The following is a 20538-nucleotide window of genomic DNA, read 5'->3' on the forward strand; positions in this document are numbered from 1 at the left end:
GGCTCAGCGCACGCCGCTGCGCCACCAGGGCCGAGGCAGGCACCAATAGATGAGGAGCAACAGCTCCACCACCACCAACACCCCCAGCCCGGTGGCCATCAGCGGCCGCGCCAGGGGCACCAGCACCAGCCACACCACGCCGTAGCTGAGGGTCACCGCCAGGGAGAGCCCCAGGGCCACGATCGCCACCACGCGCCCCCAACGGCGACCTTTCACCAACGCCGCCGAGGCCACCACCCCGAGCACCAGCGCCGGCAGGATCGCGCTCAGGCCCACAGCCCAATTGGCGGCCGCCATCGAGCCACCGCTGGTGAGCAGTTGCACCAACCAGGGCAGACCAGCTGCATTCAGCAGCAAACCGGCCCAGGCCAGATCACGATCAAGGTTTTGGTTCGCGCGCATCAACAGCCGGAAGAACGCCACGCCATGAAACCGGCATGGCGCAGGGTGCGCCAGCAACCGCTTGGCGTGCTCATCTCCACCCCCACGTGCAGAGCTAGCTGACGCTCCCGTTCGCGCTGATCTGCCCGCTCATCCACCAAACCCTGCAACTCCAGCCACTCCATCGCTGCCTCCAAGGCCAGCTCCAGGCTCTCGAAGCACTCATCGAGCACGGGATGGGGCAGGCCCTGGCGGTCGGTCAACCGGTAGAGCCGGGTGGAGATCGCTGGCCGGGACGCGTAAGCCATGGCCTAAATCTGATCGGATCAGCGGCGAAGGCGGGTGCCCTGGAGCACAGGCAGCGGTGCCCGCGTCAGCAGCGCTTCAGTGCAGCTCAAACAGCAGCAGGTCGGCGCCGGCGGTTCCACCCCTGAGTGGGGGCTGCGCCGCAGCGCCGGCGGGCTGAGGCCGCCAACCAAGCCCATCCCCGCGCTGGAGCAACCAGGGCTGCTCCAGTGCTCCGTCGATCATCTGGATCCAGGCTTGCCCTGTGAGCTCAGGGAGCTCCAGCTGCCCCCCGGGCTCCAGCTGCCCTCTCCACAACCGCACCGGCCGATGAATTGCCAGGGCACCGTCCTGGCACTGGGGATCGAGCAGCGGCGTCCAGCCCGGCGACAGCGGAAAGGGTTTCTGCTCATAAGCCGGAGCGATACCCGTTGAACTTGGCTCCACCCAGATCTGCAGCAGGCGGCAGGGCTGATCCGATCCATTGATCTCGCTGTGCACCACACCGGTGCCGGCGCTCATGCGCTGCACCTCACCGGCGCGCAGCACCTCCGCGTGGCCCATCGAATCGCGGTGGTGCAATTCCCCCTGCACCATCACCGTGATGATCTCCATGTCGTGGTGGGGGTGCATGCCGAAGCCCCGGCCGGCGGCGATGGTGTCGTCGTTGATCACACGCAGGGGGCCGAAGCCCATCCAGGCCGGGTTGTAGTGGCTGGAGAACGAAAAGCTGTGCCAGCTATCGAGCCAATCCAGCTGACTGTGAAAGCGCTCGGTAGCAGGGCGGAGCACCAGGCCATCAGCGCCCAGGGCCTGGGCCAAAGCGAGATGACTCGCGGGTATGGCGAAGGGTGTGGTTGTCATGGCCAATCAATCGGCTGAGGGCTGGAGGGGTTGAAGTTGTTTGAGGCGATGGATCAGGTCGGCGATCGACGCATCCTTCGCGCCGCTCACGCTGTTGCTCACCAACTGCCGGCCCACCACATGGGCGCCGAGGTGGGCCAACTGCAGACGCAACGCCGCCATCACCGCGTGGCCCCCACCGCCGGAATGGGTGGCGATCGCCACAGGCCGGCCGTTAAACAGAGCGCGGAAATCGTCACCCTGCACCGACAACCAGGCGATGGCGCTGGTGAGCACCGGCGGGATGGAACCGTTGTATTCCGGTGCGCAGATCACCCAGCGCGTTGCAGCGCCGAGCTGCTGCTGCAGGGGCGCCAGATCAGGCGGCGCGCCTGCAGCCAAGGCCCGCGGTGTGAACAGTGGCAGATCCAACGCCGTGAGATCCAACACCTCCGCATGTAGACCCTGGGTCTTGGCTTCTGCACCAAAGCGCTCCGCCAGCTTGAGGTTCTCACCATTACTGGCGGCGATCACCAAGAGATCGCAGGGCACAGGTGTCGTCACGGTTGGGCTCAACGGTGGAATGCGCAGCAAGGGCACGTGCAGATCTGCAGCCTGGTGCGGCTGAAGGTCTGGATCGCCCTGCCTACTTGTGATCGTGCGGTAACTAGCGGCAGGAACACAAGAGCGCCCCACAACGTGGTGTGGTGACCCAAACGTGAGCGATCAGTGCTTCACGCCTGGGATGAAGCGCTTCTCGTGATCAGCGCCTTTGAGCATGCGGTTCCAGTACACCCAGGGCAGGATCGTGGTCTTCATCACCCACATGCTCCAGCGCTCCTTGGTGGGATCGAGGGGGAAGGAGGGCTCGGGCTGGGCGTCGTAATTGAACTCAGCCATGATCGTTTTGCCGTAGCCGGTGATCAGCGGGCAGCAGCTGTAGCCGTTGTAGGAGCCATTGCCTTTGCCGCCATCGAGCTGGGCCAGCAGGTTGGTCACCAGCGCCGGCGCCTGACCACGCACCGCTGCCGCGGTTTTGGAGTTGGGCATGCCACTCACATCACCAATGGCGAACACGTTCGTATAGCGCACATGCTGGGTGGAGTGCTTATCCACCTCAACAAAGCCACTGGAGGCTGCCAGGGGGCTCTGGGCCACCACATCCGGCGCCGCCATCGGCGGCGTCACATGCAGCAGCTCGTAGCTGATCACCTCCTCGCGGGGTTCCTCACCCTCTTTGGCCACCTTGAACACGGCTTCTTTGCTGGCTGGCCGCACCTCTATCAGGGTGTGGCTGTAGCGCGCATCAATGCCTTTGCGGGCCACCACCTCCCGTAGCGGTGCGGCATAGGCAGGAATCCCAAAGATGCCTGGAGTGGCCGTGGCATAGATCACCTTGCTCTTGGCGGCCACGGCGGGATCGCGCTTGATCGCGTCGTCGGCCATGTAAGCGATCTTCTGGGGCGCGCCGGGGCACTTGATCGGCATCGGCGCGCAGGTGAACACCGCATTGCCGCCCTTGAAGTTCTGAATGCACTCCCAGGTGTAAGGGGCGAAATCCTTGGAGTAGTTGCTGCACACCCCGCCCTTGCCCAACGCCTCAGGCAGACCCTTGATCGCATCCCAATTGAGCTTCAGGCCGGTGGCGACCACCAGGGCGTCGTAGGTAAGGGTCTGGCCGCCGCTGGTGCTGACGCTGTTGTTGTCAGGGTCGAAGCCCGCCACCGCGTCGCGGATCCAGGTCACGCCCGCCGGGATGAGGTCCGATTCCTGGCGGCGGGTCTGCGCCACGGTGAACACACCGCCACCCACCAGGGTCCAACCCGGTTGGTAGTAGTGCTCGCTGGAGGGCTCAAGGATGGCTACATCCAGGCTGGGGCGGAAGCGCTTGAGGCGCGCGGCCACGGTGATGCCGCCCGCACCACCGCCCACGATCAACACCTGGTGATGACCCATGACCCTGGGATCTGAATTGCTGTCCCAGATCTAACCAGACCCGCCAGCGCTGGCCACGCACCGAAATTATGCGAAGTCGTACCGACTTCGTCTAAGCCGGGTTATGCTCGCTGCATCGACCCGCGCACCAGGCGCACCCCACCCACCATGGACCTCTCCAAACCCGGCACCCAGGCCAATCTCGAAGCGGCTTTCGGCGGCGAAAGCATGGCCAACCGCAAGTATTTGTTCTTCGCCGATGTGGCCAAACAGCTCGGCCATACCGAACTGGCGAAGTTGTTCCGCGACACGGCGAACCAGGAAACCGAGCACGCCTTCGCGCACTTCCGCCTGCTGCACCCCGAACTGGTGGTGGACGACCCCGCTGCCCTGAGCGACGCCCAAAAACAGGCCGTGCTCAGCCGCTGCCTGGAGCTGGCCATCGAGGGTGAAACCTACGAATACACAACGATGTATCCGGAGTTCGCCGCCCAGGCCCGCGCCGACCGCGACGGCGGCGCTGAAGCCGAATTCAACGAGCAGATCAGCGAATCAAAAGACCACGCCGGCATCTTCCGCACCGCCGCGCGCAACTTCGGCCTGTTGACGCCCGTGGAGCACCACCACGCCGATCGCTACAGCGTGGCGCTGGAAGCGCTGCAGGGACAAGGCATCGCCGGCGAGGCCGCCACACCGGTGAGCGGCCAGTGGATCTGCAAAGTGTGCGGCGTGATCTACGACCCCACCGTGGGCGACCCGGAATCGGGCATTGCCGCCGGCACCGCCTTCGAAGCGATCCCCGATGACTGGAGCTGCCCGATCTGCGGCACCCGTAAGGCCAATTTCATCCCCTACCGGCCCGCTGAACTGCAGGCCGCCTGAACCCTGACGGGGCTGGCCACAACACAACTCCGCCAGCCCCTGGCCGACTTAGTGTGCGTTCCAGCACAGAACGAGCGGCATGAACGCCGATCTCACCCCAAACGGGCCGCCCGCGAACTCCCAGCCGCAGGACGCCGCTCCGAGCACCAGCCTCAAATGGGGCCAAAACGGTGAACTCTCCCCAGTGGATCTGCAGCGGGTGCTGGAGCGCCTCACCGATCCCTCGCTCACGCAGTGCAGCCTCCACCCCGACAGCAGCGAGGATTGAGGCAGGCCAGGGAGACAGCCCACGGCTTGGTATCGAGCAACACAGGGGTTCACGCCCAGAATTGGCGCATGAATCAGGTTGACGACGCCACACCCATGGCGCGGCTGCTGGTGGTGGAGGACGACGACACCATCCGCGAAACCGTGGCGGAAGCCCTCGAGATGGAAGGCTTCGCCGTAACAGCCGCAACCAATGGCCGCAGCGCCTGGGATCTGCTCAGCCGGGACAGCTACGACCTTGTGGTGCTCGATCTGATGCTGCCGGGTATCAATGGCCTCGATCTCTGCCGCCAGCTGCGCCAGGGCACGACGCCTCCCCTGATCCTGGTGGTGAGTGCCCGCGACACCGAAACCGATCGGGTGCTCGGCCTCGAAGTGGGGGCCGACGACTACCTGATCAAACCCTTTGGCATGCGCGAACTGGTGGCCCGCTGCCGCGCCCTGCTGCGGCGCCAGCGCACGCCGCTCCCCACCACCAACAGCCTCGAACACCTGGATCTGCAGCTGTACCCAGGGGAATGCCGGGTCACCCGGGCCGGGATCGAGATTCGCCTCTCACCCAAGGAATACAAGCTGCTCGAACTGTTCATGCAAAACCCGCGGCGCGTGTGGAGCCGCGAGCAATTGATCGAGCAGGTGTGGGGTGTCGACTACATCGGCGACAGCAAAACCGTCGACGTGCACATCCGCTGGTTGCGCGAAAAGATCGAAGACGATCCCTCCACCCCCGCCAAGCTGGTCACCGTGCGCGGCTTTGGCTATCGCTTCGGCTAACCGGTGAGCGCAACCCACGCCCTGGCTTTCCTGATCGGCGGCGGCGCTGGAGCCGGCCTCGCCCTCTGGCTCAAACGCAAGCCACGCCTGAAACGTCGCAGCCGCCGAAGCCCCCTCGACCCACCCGACACCCAGCTGCGGGAGTGGATGGAGGAGATGCCGCAGGGATGGTTGCTGATCAACGGTGACAACCGCATCGGCGGGCTCAATCCCCGCGCCGAATGGCTGCTCGAACTGGAGGATTCAGGCCTGGGGCTTCGGGGTGAACCGTTTGCGCTGCTTGATCCCTCCGATGAACTGCTCCACCTGGTGAACCTGGCCCGAGAGAAAGGGATGGCCCAGCGCAGCTCCTGGCCGTTGCGCAGCAGCAACCTGGATGTGCGGGTGATGCCGGGCGACCACGGCTGGGTGGCCGTGGTTCTGCAGGGGCGCAACCCCCTGGAGAGCCAACTCGAACGCCAGGAGCAGTGGGTGAGCGATGTGGCCCACGAATTGAAAACGCCCCTCACCGCCTTGCGCCTCGTGGGCGACAGCCTGGCCCTCAAAGCCGACGGTCGCCAGGCAGTGCTGGTGCAGCGCTTGCAACGGGAACTGGAGCGGCTGCAGGTGCTGGTGAGCGATCTGCTCGATCTCTCCCGACTCGACAACACACCCTTCACCGAATCCAACCCCCAGGCGGTGGTGGATCCGGTGGCCTTGTTGCAGCAGGTGTGGAGCACCCTCGAGCCCATGGCTGGCGAACGCGGCGTGCAGCTAACGCTGAGCTCTGCCGCAGCCGATGGCACGGAAGGCAGCGTCCAGGCAGCCACCGATCCTGCCCGCTTCCACCAGGCCCTGCTCAACCTGCTGGATAACGCTCTGCGCTACAGCCCCGATCAGGCAGCGATTGAAGTAGAGATCAGCACCCGCAACCGCTGGTGCATGGTGGCGGTACGCGACCACGGCCCCGGCCTGAGCGACACGGATCTTGAGCGCATGTTCCAGCGCTTCTACCGCGGCGACCCCTCCCGAGCCCGCTCTCCGCGCAGCGGCAGCGGGCTGGGCCTGGCGATCGTGCAGCAGATTGCCCTCTCCCAGGGGGGAATGGTGCGGGCCAGCAATCACCCCGATGGCGGCGCGTTGCTCGAACTGCTCGTGCCGCGCGCCGCCTGAGTGATCAACTGCGTGGCAGGTGGCTCACCACTAGCTGACGCTGGTCATCGAGCTGCAGCCAGCCCTCTTCCCGCAGCAGCCCCAGCACCCGGGTCACGGTGACGCGGGTGGTGCTCAGGGCATTGGCGATGTCCTGATGGGTGAGGCGCAGGTTGAGCAGCAGACCCTGCTCGCAGGGCTGACCGTAATCCTGGGCGAGCAGCTCCAGGAAGCCACGCACCCGCTCTTCGATGCGGCGCAGACCGAGCAGCGCAATCAGTGCTTCCGACTGACGCATGCGACTGGTCATCGCCTTCACCAGGGTGATGGCCAGATGGGGTGTGGACTCGATCTCGTCCATCGGCAGGCAAAGCAGATCGCTGTCGCCGATGGTGGTGGCCTCATAGAGATCAATGTTGGTGAGGGGTTCACCAAAGATCTCGTTGGGACCAGCCAAACCGAGCAGCAGGTCATCGCCCTGCTCGTTCATGCAGCTGAGCTTGACCATGCCGCGGGTCACCAGCCACACGTGATTGCGCAGCAGAGGAACCTTGCTACCGGCTCCGAGATGCACCAGATCGCGGCGCTGATAAACCTCTTCGAGCGAACTGCGAAGACCTTGCTGACCGCTTGGTGTGTAAACCATCGAGCTGTTGTGCCGACGGGACCCGCGGACTGTATGGAGCATCACCAGCCCTTGAGCAAAGCTCGGGTAGAGGCTGGGTTAAGGCTGGGTTAGCGGTTGAGCTGCAGTTTCAGCAAGCCCTGCCTGCCCGCCGCGGTGCGCAACTCAGCCGAGGCCGCCAGCCAGGCGGTCCAGGCCTGATCACGGGCCTCAAGGATCAGGCTGCAGAGGCTGGGCAGCGCGGCATCGGGCTGCTCCTCGAGCAGGCGTTCAAGCGTGAGCATCAGCACCCGCAGGTCTTGCAGCTCGCCCAGGGCGGCCTGCATCTGCTTGAGCTGCAGCAACCAAGGCTGATAAAGCTCCGGCGCCAAGGGGCTGAGATTGGCCAGGCCGTAGCGGGCACGTTTGATCCGGCGGCGCAATTGATGCAGCGCCAGGGCGCCATCCAGCTCATGGGGTCGCTCCACCCACCAACCGGGCAGCGTGAACAGGCCCGCCAGCACCACCTGCTGCAGCTCAGGGCACCAGGCCGCGATCGGCTCGGCACCCATGGGCGTGAGCACCGGCTCCCGCAGCCAGGCCTGCAGCCGCGCGAGGAGCTTGAGATAGCGGCGCCCCTTGAGGGTGTCGGTGGTGCTGGTGAAAGCCAGCTTGCGCTCGCGCTTCAGCTGCTTGAGCAGCTTGCGCAGGGGGGCTTGCTCCCGCTCGGGCAGCAACGGCAACCAGCGCTGCTGAAGCCGATCGCGCATCACATCGAGATCGCGGGCCAGCCCGAGATCGGAGCCGATGCGGGCCAGGCGCTGGGCACTCACCGCCTCGGGCAACTCCAGAGCCGGCTGGAATTGCTCCACCGTGCTGCGGATCTGGCGGCAGCACACCCGCAGTTGGTGCAGCGGCTCAGGGTCGCGGTCGGCGAGCACATCCAGTTGCAAGGCCACCAAACGGCGCGAACGCTGCTCCAGCAGCAACGCTGCGTAGGCGCCACAACTCTCACCGCCCGACAGCACAGCCTGATCCAGATCGCCCACAGCGTGGAGCCGCGAAAGGCTCACTCTGAACACAATCAAGAGGTTAAGGAGTTAAGGCATGGTTATGGCTTTGGGGTGAACACGAGCGCTGCTACGTTCCTGGGAAAAGCCTTCCTGCGTGAAGCTGTCCACACTGATTCGAGAACCGCTGGCAGAGGATCACGACGCCAGCACCACCTGCGTCGCCGATTCGCCATCCACACACCATCTGCTCTGCCTCAATCAGCAGGAGGCCTTAATGCTGTTTGGGTTACTGCAAGCCGCCTGCCGGCATGAAGCCACCCGGCGCACCCTGCTCAGCAGTGGCGACTATCAACAATTCCACCGTCAGCTCAGCCAGTCTCTGGCTGAAGGGCTCGCCAAACCTCAGAAATAGAGGCTGCTCGAGGAGCGGTCACGCTGCTGCAGTAGGGGTAACCAGCGCTCGCGCAGCTGTTCACGGCTCATCGACCATTCCTCCAGCGGCTGCTGCGCGGCAACCAGGCTCTGAAGCCAATCGCGAAAACGCTCCAGGCTCTGGAGATCGTCTTGTCGACCGGGCCGCTCAGACACGGGGCTTCAAACCACTCTTCACCAGCGTAGGCGCAGTTCTGCCACTCATTCGGTGCAGATTCTGAAGATCGGAACGCGGCTGAGCGGGATCCAGCACGTGCAAGGCACCCAGGCAGAAAGCCTGAATCGCCATGCAACAGGCCACTGAAGGAAGCCAGTTCGGAAGCCAGTTCAAAACGCTCTGCATGAATAGGCTGGCTGTCGCCACCTGATTCGAATGGATTGGAGCGAGGTGGGCTGTGGCAGACAACACGGCCTGCCCGTATGGACGCTCACATCCAACGGTTCAAAGCAGCTGGCACCGTTGCCGATGGATGAACGAGCGCCCCTATGCAAAGCCTCCCCCAACTGAGGCCGACGCCGGGCTCGCTCGATTCACGCCGACTGGAGGAGAGGCCGGGCCAGATGCCCAACAGCCTCTACCTGGCTGGGGGGCGCGCAGCCACCTGCATGTCTGCCTTGGTGCTGTGGCCAGAGGGTCCGCAGCTCTGCCGGCTCAACAGCCACCAGCAAGTGCAGGATCTCTTGAGCCAACGGGTGCCGATCTGGCTGCGGATCACCGGCATGGGGCAACCGCACCTGATCCGCGAGGCGCTCGAGATCTGCCGGATCCCCTCAGCCTTCAGCCCGCTGGTGCTCGACACTCCACAATCCACACGGGTGGATTCCATGGGCGATGTGATCGCGGTGGTGCTGCACCGGCTGCGCTTCTCCCGGGATCCCCTCAACCTGGTGAGTGATCAGGTGAGCATGCTGCTCACCCACAACTGCCTGATTTCGATCGAGGAGGCACCGAGCGGTGAGCCCTTCGCCTCACTCACCGATTGGCTACTGCACAAAACGCCGATCGCAGCAGCCGAAGATCTCGACGATCTTCTCCACTACATGGTGGACAACATCCTCGATGGCATTTTTCCAATGCTCGAGCAGATGGCCAATCGGCTGGATGATCTCGAGGAAGCGGCCCTGCGTGACCCGCGGCCGCGGGTGCTCACCCGCACCTACCAACTGAGAACCAACCTGCGGCGCATTCGCCAGCAATTGTGGCCTCTGCGCCATCAAATCCTGCTGTTTCTCCGCCAGAACCAACCGGTGATGGGACCCGATGGCCTGCAGGGATTTCAGGAAATGGCCCAGAACGTTGAGCAGATTTTTGAGAGCTGTGAAATCCTTCGCCATCAGTGCGATGCGGTGACCGAAGCCCACATGGCCAGCACGGGCAATCGCATGAACCAGATCATGAAAACCCTCACGATTGTGTCGACGATCTTTGCCCCGCTCACGTTCATCGCCGGCATCTATGGCATGAACTTCGACAACATGCCGGAGTTGCATTGGCGCTATGGCTATATCGCTTCGCTGCTGCTCATGGGTGCCATCGCCACGATGCAGGCGATCTACCTATGGCGGCGCGGCTGGTTCGAGGATTGGACAGCGCCGCGGCGTTAAGCGCCTCGAAGAATCAGTGATCAAGCCCGCGCATCCGCCGCTCGAGGTTCGCCATCAGTTCGATCGCGAACAAGGGCGTTTCCTGCACAGCAAACAAAAATTGCTCACGGCCCATCTCGATCAATTCCGTGGCCTCAAGCGCCCGAGCCGTGCCATGGCGGCGATGCTGATCGCTCACCAACGCACCCACACCAACCACCTCACCCGGCCCGAACTGCTCAAACCCATCCGCACTCCAACGCAGCTCGACCGAGCCGCTGATCACGCAGAAGATCGAGACTCCCGGCTCGCCTGCTTCGAACAGCAGTTCACCCGGTGCCAGCGCACGCAAGGGCAAGCTGCTGGCCAGGGCCTGCATGGTGTGAAGCAGACCAGAGTTCATGCAAGGTGATGCACCTGGCACCACCTTGCCGCGCTTTGATAAAGAGACGGTGAAGGACAGCCGCTGAGGCGGTTTCTACGGTGATGGCGGCGGGCTTGAGCCAGGGTGTCGATCGGCGACGGGGCTGTTCTGATCTGCGGGCTCGGGGCGCTGGGGCAGGCCTGTTTGGAACGTCTGCTGCCCTTCGATGTGCCGCTGCGGGCCATTGACTTGCACAGCCCGCAATGGCGGCGCGCTGACTTAAGCCAGCGGATCAGCCTGGTGGTGCAAGGAGATATGCGCCAGGCCCAGGTGCTCGAGCGCGCAGGAATCCGCCGATGCCGATCGGTGTTGCTGCTCAGCGCTGACAGCCAGGTGAACCTGGAGGCCGCCCTGCAGGTGCGCCTGTTGAATCCGGATGCCGACGTCGTGGTGCGCTCCAGATCCGGCGAGCAATCCATCGGCCGTCTCCTGGAGCAACGGCTCCCGAAAGTGGCCGTTGTCGATCCCCTGGTGCTCACGGCTGGAGCCGTGGCCAGTGCGGTGCAGCCCCATGAGGGGTTGATCCAACTCGACAGCCACAGCGAAGGCGAAACCATCAGCGTGGTGAGCCGTGAAGAAGCAGCGACAGCCCTGGCCTGCAGGCCCGTGCGGCCGAATGCCGCGGGCCGATCCGATCTGTGGATCATCGTGCGCCAAGGGGGCAGCGCTGTGCAGCACTCCAAAGGTGCCAGCTGGTGGCAACTCCCAGGCCGGATCCGGCGATGGCGCCCCCCTTGGGGCTCCCTGGCGCGGCGCCCGATGCATTGGCTTGCACCGCTCGTTGTGGCGGCCATCGTGCTGGGTTTGGCGCTGTTCTCCGGGCAGGCGGGGGGATGGCAGCGATCGCTGTTGATCACCCTGGGGCTGCTGCAGGGTGAATTCGTCGACCCGGTGATGCTGCTCTCGCAGCGCAGCCTGTGGCAGCTGCTGGCTGGTCTGAGTTACGCCCTGCTCGGAACCCTGCTCACCTCGGCCTTGGTAGCCCTGATCCTCGAGCGCCTGCTGAGCGAACGGCTGGGCTTACGCCGCCGGGAACGGGTGAAGAGCGGGAGCCGGCAGGTGGTGATCGTGGATGGGCCAGAGGTGGTGGAACCGATTCGCACGCTGCTGGAGAGCGAACGCATCGGTGTTCAAACAGCCAGTCTCAGCGAGGGGATGAACGCCCTGGATCGTCAACTGGAGCGCCTGAACAACTGCCAGGTGGTGGGCATTGGCCTACTGAGCAACCACCTCCTGAACAACGTGCATGCGGCACTGGCCCTGCAGGAAAAGGATCCGGCCTGCAGGCTGGCGGTGCTCGCCCACGCCATGGAAGCCAGCGATCAACTGGGTCGCATGCTTGGCGGAATCACGGTGATCTCTGCGGTGGATCTGGCCGCTGATGCATTGGTGGCCACCGCCTTTGGTGAGCGTGTGGAGCGGGTGTTGCAGATCCAAGGCGTGAACCACCTGGTGGTGCGCTACAGGATTGAACCGGAGGATCAGCTCTGCGGGCTCACGGTGGCGCGGGTGGAAAACGGCTACGGCATGACGGTGTTGCGTCACCAACGCCGCCAGCGTCCGCAGGCCCGGGCGATTCCGCCCCTCGATTGGTCGTTGTTGGCGGGGGATGCCATCACAGTGCTGGCCACCCTCGACAGCCTGCGGCGGGTGGAATGCGGTGAGCGCGAACCACCCCAGTGGTGTGTGGAGCTGCGCTGCAAGCCCCATCCCCATGAACGGTTTGTGGTGCAGCAGTGTCTCGCCCGCTATCTCGATCTGGCACCTGGGCAGGTGCAAGGCTGGCTCGACGGCCATTGGAAACGCAGCAAACCCCTGGACCGCGATCTCGCGGAGCTGATGCAACGCGACCTGCAACGCCTGCGTGTTCAGACGCGGATGTGCAGGGCCGATGCACCAACCCAGCCTGAGGGCAGCAATGACTGACTGGCTGCAGGCGTTGCTGTTGGGCCCTGGCTGGGGACTGGTGAGCCAGCTGCTTCCCTGCCCACTGAACGCGGGTTGGTCCGTTGAGCAAGATCTGGCCTTACCGGGGCCTGGTGGGGGGTACTCCGCGATCCAGATGGAACCCGGCCGGCAACGCTTCTGGCTGTTGAGCGACCTGCCGGAGGGCGAGCTGAGCGCCTGGACGCTGCCAAGCGATGGCCGCCACCCTGACCGCGTGAGGAGCCTGCAGCTCCAGGTGCCGCCGTCTGTGACCCAACAGCTGGATGGCGAGGGCCTTGTGATCGAAGGCGATCAGGCCTGGATCGCCACGGAAGGGCGACGCAGCCGTGAGCGGGCGCCACAGCTGCTCCGCGTGTCGCTCAGCAACGGAGAACTCCAAGCCGCCGTCGCGCTTCCACCGGCCTGGCAGCAAGGCCTGGCGAGCAACGCCGGTCCGGAATCGTTGGCCAGGCTGAGCCGCTCCAACGCCCCCCTAGCCCTGCTGATGGCCGCGGAACGGCCGCTCCTCCACGATCCTGCGGATCAGGTCCGCCTGCTGCGCTGGGCCTGGCCCGCCGGCCGCGATCCCAGGCGGGATCCCCCGCAGGCCCATGAACAGGGCGCCTTAGCTGCACCGGCAGGGGGCCAGTGGGGATTGACCGATCTACTGGTTCTGCATCCACCGAAGCCACATCCCCCACTGCTGCTCACCCTCTGGCGCCACTACGCCGATCCCTTGCAGTGGAGCAATCAGCTGCGCCTTTATCGACTACCTGCACCACAACACCTTGAACAGCCCCTCCAGCAGTGGGATCTGCAGGCGAGCGGCTTGACTCCCGAAAACTGGGAGGGCCTCAGCCTTGGCCCCACGTTGTCGCCTGGACAACCGAGCTTGCTGCTGGTGAGCGACGACAATCGCAATCCCTTTCAAACCAGCCGGTTGGCACGCCTCAGCCCCCGTCATTCCAGCCATTGCACACCAGAACTCCCTGGCAGCAGCCGCTGATGCAGAGGCGAACGCTGCTCGAGTTGCTGGGGCTCGGCACTGCGAGCTTGGCGATCGGACCAGCCAGCCATCACCCAGCGCTTGCTCGGCCAGCCAAGACCATGCGCTGGCCATCGATCCAAGGACCAATCCCGCTGCCCAGCGATGGACTCGATGCCGAGCAACAGCGGCTGAGTTACCAGCGCATCACGCTCAACGATCGGCTCGACGTTCCTCCAGGCTTCCGCGCGGATCTGTTGCTGAGCTGGGGAGATCAGCTCGGCGAGGGCGTGATGGGGTTCAACAACGACTACCTCGCCTTCACGCCCCTCAATCCAGACCATGCGCTACTCACGATCAACTTCGAATACATCAGTGCCCTGATCTGGCGCGAGGGCTATGCGGAAGCTCACGGCAGCAACCTGCCCTTTACCGAGCTGGAGGAGTTGCTGAAACAGGCTGGGGGCCGTGCCCACATCCCTGGGCTACCAGCCAATGCACGCTTGCGAAGCCTGGCGGAACGGGTGGCTACCGCCGCTCTGGAAGATCTTGGAATTGGCGTCGCCAGCCTGAAGCGAGACGCCAATGGGCGTTGGCGCCATGCACCCACTGCACTGGAGCGGCGCATTCATGGACTGAGCGGCCTCAAGGATCCGAACCAAAGGATGCGCAGCACCGGCCCGGCAGCGGCGGTGTTTCGGCGGCACAACCGGCTGGGCTACGACGACGGCCTTGGTGATCGGATCATCGGCACCTTCGCCAACTGCGCCGGAGGGCGAACACCCTGGGGCACGGTGCTCTCGGCAGAAGAAAATTTCCAATCCCAGGTGCCGGAGGCGGTGTATGCCGACGGCAGCTCGTTAGCGCCAGCAGAGTGCCCCTTTGAATTCAGCCGCCAGCGCATCGGGGGCTTGGGCAACCCCTTTGGGCTGGCCGGGAACAAATACGGCTGGATGGTGGAGATCGATCCACAAACGCCGAGCCGGCCAGCGGTGAAGCACACCTGGCTGGGGCGATTCCGGCATGAGGCGGTAGCGGTGCGCGCCAGAGCCGGTGAACCCCTGGTTGTGTACACAGCCTGTGATCGGCACGGCGGCCACCTCTACCGCTTTGTGAGCCGCGATCCGGTTGTTGATCCCCGCGATCGCAACAACTCACGGCTCCTCGAACACGGACGATTGGAAGTGGCGCAATTCGTGGCCGATGGCACGGGGCGGTGGCTGCTCCTGGCCCCGCAGACAGCGGTTGCACCCTGGAAGCCCATGGATCAGGAGCCATTCAGTAGCGCCTCCAGCGTGACGGTGCCCCACAGTGATCGCAGCCGTGCCGGCGCTGAGCGCCTGCGCACGGAGGCAGATCGAGAGCGCTACTGCGCACAGTTCTCGACCCTGGCTGATCTCTACGTTGGCGAGGGGGATGAACAGCAGGGAGCGATCTTGATCGATGCCCACTTAGCCGCCAACGCGATCGGTGCCACCCCAACAGCCCGCCCAGAAGACACCGATCTTGATCCGATCAGTGGTGATCTGTTGATCACCTTCACCATGGGTGGTTCCGATGAGACGGGCCAACCAGATCCAGCCATCTTCCGGGGGCCTCAGGGTCAAACCCCCTGGCCATTTGGTTGGCTGATGCGCCTCACTGACGCCCCAGCGGATGGCGCGAAACCCGGAGGCAACATCCAGTGGCGCATGGCCGCCACCGGTGGCACACCCTGGGAAGGGGGGCTCGGATTCGCCAACCCCGACAACCTGGCCATCGACCAGCGAGGCAACGTGTGGATGGTGACGGATCGCTCGTTCAGCAGCGCTCAGGGCGACATCTTCGGAAAAAACGCCTGTTGGATCTTTCCCAGATCGGCGGCTGAACAACAGGAGGCAGTGTTGTTTGCCAGCGGCCCGATGGAATGCGAACTCTGCGGGCCCTGCTTTGACGGCGAGGAGCACACCTTGTTCCTGGCGGTGCAACATCCCGGCGAACAGAACGGCAGCCATCGCCCTGATCAGATCGAAATGCAGGCCTTCACCTTGGAGGACCGATCCGGGCAACGCTTTGATCAGCTGCGCACAGTGCCCTTGGGCTCAAACTGGCCATCAGGGGTGCCGGGGCGTGTGCCCCGACCAGGGATCGTGGCCGTGAGCCGCCATCAAGGCGGACCACTGCTGTCGAGCGGTTGAGTCATGCCCATTCCGCAAGCAATTCACGGGCGGCAGGATCGAGCAGCCGCAGCCGTTTCGTGGAGCGCTCCAACCTGCGGTTGAGGGCCTGGCGGCTAATCCCCATGCTGCGGGCCACTTCACTCTGGCTTTCACCCTGCACAAGGCGATCGAACACAGCGATCTCTGCCGGTGCCCGCCTGCGAAAGCGCGCCACCGCGTCGTGGAGGTCTTGCTGATCGAGCGACACATCGGCCGGAGAAGCGAGGCAATCGCCCAGCTTGGTGGTCTCGCTGCCCACCTCGATTGGCCGATCAAGGCTGTCCAGCTGCGAGGCCTTCCAGGCCTGTTGAAGCTCGTTGAGTTGCTGTGGATCCACACCGAGATACTCAGCCAGTTCGCCGTGGCTGAGGCCCGGCGGCGCAAAATGCGCCTTGAGCCGCAACTGCTGCTGGCGAGCTGACAGGCGGATGCAACTACCACTGGCCTCGATCTCTCGGCGAATCGACTGGCGAATCCACCAGCTGGCATAGGTGGAGAAGGAGTAGCCCAGGGCGGGATCAAACTTCTCCACGGCTCGGATCAAACCGATCGAACCGGCCTGGAGCAGATCGGAAAACTCCAGCGCCGCACTTCTCTGGATCCGTGCGTGATAAGGCTTAGCGATACACACAACAAGCCGCAGATTTTCTTTGATCATGCGGCTGCGGGCCCGGGCTGCGGCCCGGCGCTGTGAAGGCGTGGCATCGGGATCGTCAGCCGCGCGAATCTGCTGACCCCGGCTGATCACCAGCTGTGAAGATCCCTGGGGCAAACGGCCGACGCCGTCGAGCCAGGCACGGGTGCTGTCTTGAACCGCCATGGCGTCTCAATCAGTCGGACAGCTGGTGGGGCGACGGCTCCATCAACGAGCAAGCGAGCTCAACGGGCAGAGGCTTCACGTTCCAAACCCGGTCGGCGTACTCCTGGACCGAGCGATCCGAGGAGAAGAAGCCACTGCGAGCCGTGTTCATCAGGGAGGAGCGTCTCCAACCACTCGGGTCGCGCCAACGTCGATCAACGCGCTGCTGAGCCTGCAGGTAAGCATCGAAATCAGCCAGCACAAAGAAAGGATCCGACTGCCGTAAACCCTGCAGCAACGGGGAGAACAAGCCACGATCGCCGTCGCTGAATTGACCAGAATCGAGGAGGTTGAACACTTCCTGAAGCCCTGGTGAAGCCTCGAGCACATCCCAGGGGCGATAGCCCGAAGAGCGCCAGGCAGCCACCTGGTCGGTAGTGAGCCCAAACAGCTCGAAATGGTCGTGGTCCACTTGCTCAAGGATCTCCACATTCGCGCCGTCAAGAGTGCCCAGCGTGATCGCACCATTCATCATGAATTTCATATTTCCGGTACCCGATGCCTCCAGGCCGGCGGTGGAAATCTGCTCCGAGAGATCCGCGGCCGGGTAGACGTGCTCGGCCAGTTTCACGTTGAAATCAGCCAGGAACACAACCTTCAAAAGATCCTTACAGTCGGGATCACGATTCACCACATCCGCGATGCCATTGATCAAACGGATGATCAGCTTGGCCAGGTAATAACCCGGAGCCGCCTTACCGGCAAACACCACCGTGCGCGGCACCATCCCCTCTGTGAGGCCCTTCTTGATGCGCAGATAGCGAGCGACCAATTGAAGAGCATTGAGATGCTGACGCTTGTACTCATGAATCCGCTTCACCTGCACGTCAAACAACGAGGTGGGATCCACCAGCAAGTCATGACGATCAGCAATCAAACTGGCGAGCTGGCGCTTGGCCGCCAGCTTGCAGGCTCCCCAACGATCGAGAAAGCCCGGATCATCAGCGAAGGACTCCAGCTCATGCCAGCGTTGCGGTTCCACTGGCCAGCCCTGTCCCAAACACTCACTGAGCAGGGAGGCCAAGGGTGGATTGGCAAGAGCGAGCCAACGACGCGGTGTCACCCCGTTGGTGATGTTGGTGAATTTCTCCGGCCAAAGGTCCGCGAAATCAGGGAAGAGATCCCGCTGCACAAGCTGGCTGTGCAGGACCGCCACACCATTGATGTGATGCGATCCCAGGGCAGCCAGGTGAGCCATGCGCACGGATTTGCCGCCCCGCTCGTCAATCAACGACACCCGGCTGAGGATGTCGTCACGCCCGGGATAACGCAGCCGTACCTGCTGGAGGAAGCGGCTGTTGAGTTCATAGATGATCTGGAGGTGCCGCGGCAGCAGACTTGCAAACAGGCCCAAGCCCCAGCATTCGAGGGCTTCCGGCAAGAGGGTGTGGTTGGTGTAAGCGAGTGAGCGGGTGGTGATCGTCCAGGCCTGATCCCAGTCCAATTGATGCTCGTCCACCAGCAAGCGCATCAATTCAGCGACGGCGATCGCTGGATGGGTGTCATTGAGTTGCACAGTCCAGTGGTTCTCAAACTCCGCAATTGGAATCCCCCGCTCCTGCAAACTGCGCAACATATCCTGCAATGAGCAGCTCACAAAGAAATGCTGCTGCTTGAGCCGCAAGCGCCGCCCTGCATCAGTGCCATCGTTGGGATAGAGCACTTTGGAGAGCGTCTCGCTATTCACTTTGTCTTCAACGGCTGCGTGGTAATCGCCACTGTTGAAGGCACGAAAATCAAAACTTTCTGTGGCCACAGCCCGCCAAAGACGCACGCGGCCGCAGGTGTTCACCCCATAGCCCAGCACAGGCACGTCATGGGGGATGCCAAGCGCTTGCTCGGCTGGCTCCCAACACACCCGCAACCGTCCGTCGCGATCGCGGAAGGTGCGTGTGCTGCCGCCAAAACCAACCCGGCACGACTTATACGGATACACCACCTCCCAGGGCCATCCCCCTTTGAGCCACTTATCGGTGATCTCCACCTGCCAGCCATTCTCAATCAGCTGATCGAAGATGCCGAACTCGTAACGAATGCCATACCCCGTGGCTGGGATCTCAAGGCTGGCCAGAGATTCCACATAGCACGCTGCAAGCCGACCCAGCCCACCGTTCCCCAAGCCCGGCTCCTCTTCCACCGCCAAGATCCGATCAAGATTCGCGACGCCAAAACGGGCCATCGCCTCCTGTGCCTCCTCGCGAATCCCCAACATCAACAGGTTGTTTCCCAGTTGGGGACCCATCAAAAATTCAGCGGACAGGTAGGCCACCGATTTGGTGGGGTGCTGGCGTTGCAGATCCTTGTAGGCCAGATGCCGTGCCATGAGGCGATCGCGCACCGCATAGCTCAAGGCCATGTAGAGATCGTGATCGGTCGGCGACGTGGTGCTGGCACCCTGGCTGAAGAACAGATGCTCCGTGATGCCATCAAACAGATCGTCAGCGGTGAGTCCGGTGCGTTGCGCGTCGCCATAGCTGGCCGGCAGCGCGATTTTTGGGGTGGTGGTCATGGGAGAAGCAAGATCAGAGAGCAATGTGGTGACACCCGTCAGAGCGTTTCCATATCCAGGCCTTTGGTCTCAATTCGGTAAAGCCAGGTGACAACCGCTCCCAGCAAGGAGGTGATCACTAGGGCCATCAGCAGCCGCTCGGTACCCCAAGCCTTCAGCAGCGTGGGAAAGAAAAATGCCGTGAGGACGGCGCCCACCTTGCCGCTGGCGGCCGCAAAACCAGCGCCAAGCCCGCGAATACGCGTAGGGAACACCTCTCCAGCCAGAAGATAGGTGGTGGCATTAGGGCCGAAGTTGGTCATGAACTGGAAGATCAAGAAGCCAGCCACGATCAACACCAAGCGATCAGTGGATTGATCGCCGCCACCACCCAAAGCTGCCAAGGACAAACCAACAGCACAGCCGATGAAACCGATCACCTGCAGGGGGATACGGCCCCAGCGATCCGCGAGCACAATCGCCACCGCAATGCCCACCAGGAAGCCCACATCAATCAGCGCAGTGCCCCGTGCGCCAATCAGATCTGCATGAATGATCGAGGCCACATTCCGGTCGTGGCTGACATGACCAAAGGCCAGGCCGATGATCACCGGGGTGAAGATGCCGATCCCATAGGTGGATAGATCCTGCAGAAACCAGGGCAGCGAGGCAAGGATTGTGCCTCGCAAATACTTCCCGATGAACAGCTGATCCCAGGAGCCCTTGCGATGAGGGCGACCAGACTCGCTCTCCACCTGAACACTCTTGAGCCGCAAGTTCTGGCGATTCAGCAACTTACGAAGCTGCTTCTCCGCCTTGGTGGTGAGACCACGCGTGATCAACCAGTGGCTACTTTCCGGCAAGAACAAACGACCCCAGATCACCCCAGCCACCGGGATCACAGGTACGAGGTAGAAGAGGCGCCACGCATCGAGATCAGGTTTCGCGCCCAGGATCACCGCAGCGATGGCTGTACCCAACACCGCTCCCACCGCCTGAAAACTGAAGGCACCGAGCACCAGCCGGCCACGGATGGCCGAGGGGATACTCTCCGAAATCACCAGGTGCGCGGTGGGGTAATCAGCACCAAGGGCTAATCCGGTGACGAACAGGCTGCCGATCAACACCTGTTTCGAAGGAGCCAAGGCCGCTACCAGCAAGGCGACCAACAGCAGCACCATCTCGCCGATGAACACTGGCTTCCGGCCCAACCGGTCGGCGAGCCCCCCCAGAAGCAGGGCACCAAACAGAATTCCCGCGAGGGTGGCAGCGGTGATCAATCCCTCATCGATATCTGTGAGCGCAAACTGCTCGCTGATCAGGGGCAGGCCAACCCCCTGCATGAACACGATCATTCCCTCGAAAAACTTTCCGGCGGTGGCCAGAGCCCACACCAGCCACTGCATCGAGGACAGGGGTGGACCGGCCAGATGGTCGCCGTCATCCCAGCTGGGAATCTCTTCGATGAAAGCCTGAACACTCTTGGGGTGGCCCATGACGGAGAGAGTCACCCCCTGACCATGGCAA

Annotated in this window: 21 protein-coding genes; 9 read left to right on the forward strand and 12 right to left on the reverse strand. The window is 63.4% G+C overall.

Annotated elements, in window-relative coordinates; translation table 11 throughout:
- Positions 1-3: 3 nt before the first annotated feature.
- From KUL97_RS05365 to KUL97_RS05385, 5 genes are all read right to left on the reverse strand, one after another.
- Entirely contained in the window at positions 4-402 is a 399-nt protein-coding gene (locus KUL97_RS05365) for a hypothetical protein (protein ID WP_217795915.1), read from the reverse strand.
- Positions 402-689, reverse strand: a complete 288-nt coding sequence (locus tag KUL97_RS05370; protein WP_217795916.1) for a hypothetical protein — start codon at positions 687-689, stop codon at positions 402-404. Before KUL97_RS05370 ends, KUL97_RS05365 begins: the two co-directional genes overlap by 1 nt.
- 76 nt (positions 690-765) lie before the next feature.
- Positions 766-1530, reverse strand: coding sequence for a pirin-like bicupin family protein (locus KUL97_RS05375; protein ID WP_217795917.1), 765 nt, complete (start codon positions 1528-1530; stop codon positions 766-768).
- Between the two features lie 6 nt (positions 1531-1536).
- Complete coding sequence (locus tag KUL97_RS05380; protein WP_368656093.1) at positions 1537-2073, reverse strand: NADPH-dependent FMN reductase; 537 nt, start codon at positions 2071-2073, stop codon at positions 1537-1539.
- A gap of 162 nt (positions 2074-2235) precedes the next feature.
- Entirely contained in the window at positions 2236-3465 is a 1230-nt protein-coding gene (locus tag KUL97_RS05385) for an FAD/NAD(P)-binding oxidoreductase (protein WP_217795918.1), read from the reverse strand.
- Between the two features lie 147 nt (positions 3466-3612).
- On the opposite strand from KUL97_RS05385, the gene KUL97_RS05390 reads away from it, so the two are divergent.
- The 4 genes from KUL97_RS05390 to KUL97_RS05405 all read left to right on the forward strand — a co-directional run bounded on the left by KUL97_RS05390 (position 3613) and on the right by KUL97_RS05405 (position 6519).
- Positions 3613-4326 (forward strand): rubrerythrin family protein, encoded by a 714-nt coding sequence (locus KUL97_RS05390; protein WP_217795919.1) that lies wholly within the window; start codon positions 3613-3615, stop codon positions 4324-4326.
- 79 nt (positions 4327-4405) lie between these two features.
- A complete protein-coding gene (locus tag KUL97_RS05395; RefSeq protein ID WP_217796075.1) occupies positions 4406-4594 on the forward strand; it encodes a hypothetical protein in 189 nt (62 codons plus the stop codon).
- Positions 4595-4662: 68 nt separating this feature from the next.
- A complete protein-coding gene (locus KUL97_RS05400) occupies positions 4663-5367 on the forward strand; it encodes a response regulator transcription factor (RefSeq protein WP_303246108.1) in 705 nt (234 codons plus the stop codon).
- Between the two features lie 3 nt (positions 5368-5370).
- Positions 5371-6519 (forward strand): HAMP domain-containing sensor histidine kinase, encoded by a 1149-nt coding sequence (locus tag KUL97_RS05405; RefSeq protein ID WP_217795920.1) that lies wholly within the window; start codon positions 5371-5373, stop codon positions 6517-6519.
- 4 nt (positions 6520-6523) lie between these two features.
- Here KUL97_RS05405 and KUL97_RS05410 read toward each other — a convergent pair whose 3' ends face one another.
- The gene (locus KUL97_RS05410) at positions 6524-7144 is read right to left on the reverse strand and encodes a Crp/Fnr family transcriptional regulator (protein ID WP_217795921.1); all 621 of its coding nucleotides are present in this window, start codon (positions 7142-7144) and stop codon (positions 6524-6526) included.
- Positions 7145-7233: 89 nt separating this feature from the next.
- Complete coding sequence (locus KUL97_RS05415) at positions 7234-8175, reverse strand: CHAD domain-containing protein (RefSeq protein WP_217795922.1); 942 nt, start codon at positions 8173-8175, stop codon at positions 7234-7236.
- 94 nt (positions 8176-8269) lie between these two features.
- Between KUL97_RS05415 and KUL97_RS05420 the strand changes: the two genes are divergently transcribed.
- Positions 8270-8527 carry a hypothetical protein gene (locus tag KUL97_RS05420; RefSeq protein WP_217795923.1) on the forward strand — a complete coding sequence of 86 codons (258 nt, stop codon included), beginning with the start codon at positions 8270-8272 and terminating at the stop codon, positions 8525-8527.
- On the opposite strand, the gene KUL97_RS05425 is transcribed toward KUL97_RS05420, so the two are convergent.
- On the reverse strand, positions 8518-8703 hold the full coding sequence (locus KUL97_RS05425; protein ID WP_217795924.1) for a hypothetical protein: 186 nt from the start codon (positions 8701-8703) through the stop codon (positions 8518-8520). The genes KUL97_RS05420 and KUL97_RS05425 overlap by 10 nt on opposite strands.
- A gap of 450 nt (positions 8704-9153) precedes the next feature.
- Here KUL97_RS05425 and corA point away from each other — a divergent pair, with 450 nt between their 5' ends.
- Positions 9154-10152, forward strand: a complete 999-nt coding sequence (gene corA / locus KUL97_RS05430; RefSeq protein WP_254896194.1) for a magnesium/cobalt transporter CorA — start codon at positions 9154-9156, stop codon at positions 10150-10152.
- Positions 10153-10165: 13 nt separating this feature from the next.
- Here corA and KUL97_RS05435 read toward each other — a convergent pair whose 3' ends face one another.
- Positions 10166-10534, reverse strand: a complete 369-nt coding sequence (locus tag KUL97_RS05435; protein ID WP_217795925.1) for a Crp/Fnr family transcriptional regulator — start codon at positions 10532-10534, stop codon at positions 10166-10168.
- Between the two features lie 105 nt (positions 10535-10639).
- Between KUL97_RS05435 and KUL97_RS05440 the strand changes: the two genes are divergently transcribed.
- The 3 genes from KUL97_RS05440 (at position 10640) to KUL97_RS05450 (ending at position 15643) form a co-directional block, all read left to right on the forward strand.
- The gene (locus KUL97_RS05440; protein WP_217795926.1) at positions 10640-12481 is read left to right on the forward strand and encodes an NAD-binding protein; all 1842 of its coding nucleotides are present in this window, start codon (positions 10640-10642) and stop codon (positions 12479-12481) included.
- Positions 12474-13487, forward strand: a complete 1014-nt coding sequence (locus KUL97_RS05445; RefSeq protein WP_217795927.1) for an esterase-like activity of phytase family protein — start codon at positions 12474-12476, stop codon at positions 13485-13487. Before KUL97_RS05440 ends, KUL97_RS05445 begins: the two co-directional genes overlap by 8 nt.
- Before the next feature lie 101 nt (positions 13488-13588).
- Positions 13589-15643 carry a PhoX family phosphatase gene (locus KUL97_RS05450; RefSeq protein ID WP_254896195.1) on the forward strand — a complete coding sequence of 685 codons (2055 nt, stop codon included), beginning with the start codon at positions 13589-13591 and terminating at the stop codon, positions 15641-15643.
- Position 15644: 1 nt separating this feature from the next.
- On the opposite strand, the gene KUL97_RS05455 is transcribed toward KUL97_RS05450, so the two are convergent.
- Genes KUL97_RS05455 through KUL97_RS05465 form a run of 3 tightly spaced genes read right to left on the reverse strand, consistent with a single transcriptional unit; the run spans position 15645 to position 20522 of the window.
- Positions 15645-16484, reverse strand: coding sequence for a sigma-70 family RNA polymerase sigma factor (locus KUL97_RS05455; RefSeq protein ID WP_217795929.1), 840 nt, complete (start codon positions 16482-16484; stop codon positions 15645-15647).
- Between the two features lie 10 nt (positions 16485-16494).
- Positions 16495-19032, reverse strand: coding sequence for a glycogen/starch/alpha-glucan phosphorylase (locus tag KUL97_RS05460; protein ID WP_217795930.1), 2538 nt, complete (start codon positions 19030-19032; stop codon positions 16495-16497).
- A 38-nt stretch (positions 19033-19070) separates the two neighbouring features.
- Positions 19071-20522, reverse strand: a complete 1452-nt coding sequence (locus KUL97_RS05465) for an MFS transporter (RefSeq protein WP_368656095.1) — start codon at positions 20520-20522, stop codon at positions 19071-19073.
- Positions 20523-20538 lie beyond the last annotated feature (16 nt).

This window comes from Synechococcus sp. HK05 (genome assembly GCF_019104765.1).
GTDB lineage: Bacteria > Cyanobacteriota > Cyanobacteriia > PCC-6307 > Cyanobiaceae > Vulcanococcus.

Coding starts and splice junctions, on each gene's coding strand:
- KUL97_RS05365 (WP_217795915.1), bottom strand. CDS start 402: ATGCGCGCGAACCAAAACCTTGATCGTGATCTGGCCTGGGCCGGTTTG.
- KUL97_RS05370 (WP_217795916.1), bottom strand. CDS start 689: ATGGCTTACGCGTCCCGGCCAGCGATCTCCACCCGGCTCTACCGGTTG.
- KUL97_RS05375 (WP_217795917.1), bottom strand. CDS start 1,530: ATGACAACCACACCCTTCGCCATACCCGCGAGTCATCTCGCTTTGGCC.
- KUL97_RS05385 (WP_217795918.1), bottom strand. CDS start 3,465: ATGGGTCATCACCAGGTGTTGATCGTGGGCGGTGGTGCGGGCGGCATC.
- KUL97_RS05390 (WP_217795919.1), top strand. CDS start 3,613: ATGGACCTCTCCAAACCCGGCACCCAGGCCAATCTCGAAGCGGCTTTC.
- KUL97_RS05395 (WP_217796075.1), top strand. CDS start 4,406: ATGAACGCCGATCTCACCCCAAACGGGCCGCCCGCGAACTCCCAGCCG.
- KUL97_RS05400 (WP_303246108.1), top strand. CDS start 4,663: ATGAATCAGGTTGACGACGCCACACCCATGGCGCGGCTGCTGGTGGTG.
- KUL97_RS05410 (WP_217795921.1), bottom strand. CDS start 7,144: ATGGTTTACACACCAAGCGGTCAGCAAGGTCTTCGCAGTTCGCTCGAA.
- corA (WP_254896194.1), top strand. CDS start 9,154: ATGTCTGCCTTGGTGCTGTGGCCAGAGGGTCCGCAGCTCTGCCGGCTC.
- KUL97_RS05435 (WP_217795925.1), bottom strand. CDS start 10,534: ATGAACTCTGGTCTGCTTCACACCATGCAGGCCCTGGCCAGCAGCTTG.
- KUL97_RS05445 (WP_217795927.1), top strand. CDS start 12,474: ATGACTGACTGGCTGCAGGCGTTGCTGTTGGGCCCTGGCTGGGGACTG.
- KUL97_RS05450 (WP_254896195.1), top strand. CDS start 13,589: ATGCGCTGGCCATCGATCCAAGGACCAATCCCGCTGCCCAGCGATGGA.
- KUL97_RS05455 (WP_217795929.1), bottom strand. CDS start 16,484: ATGGCGGTTCAAGACAGCACCCGTGCCTGGCTCGACGGCGTCGGCCGT.
- KUL97_RS05460 (WP_217795930.1), bottom strand. CDS start 19,032: ATGACCACCACCCCAAAAATCGCGCTGCCGGCCAGCTATGGCGACGCG.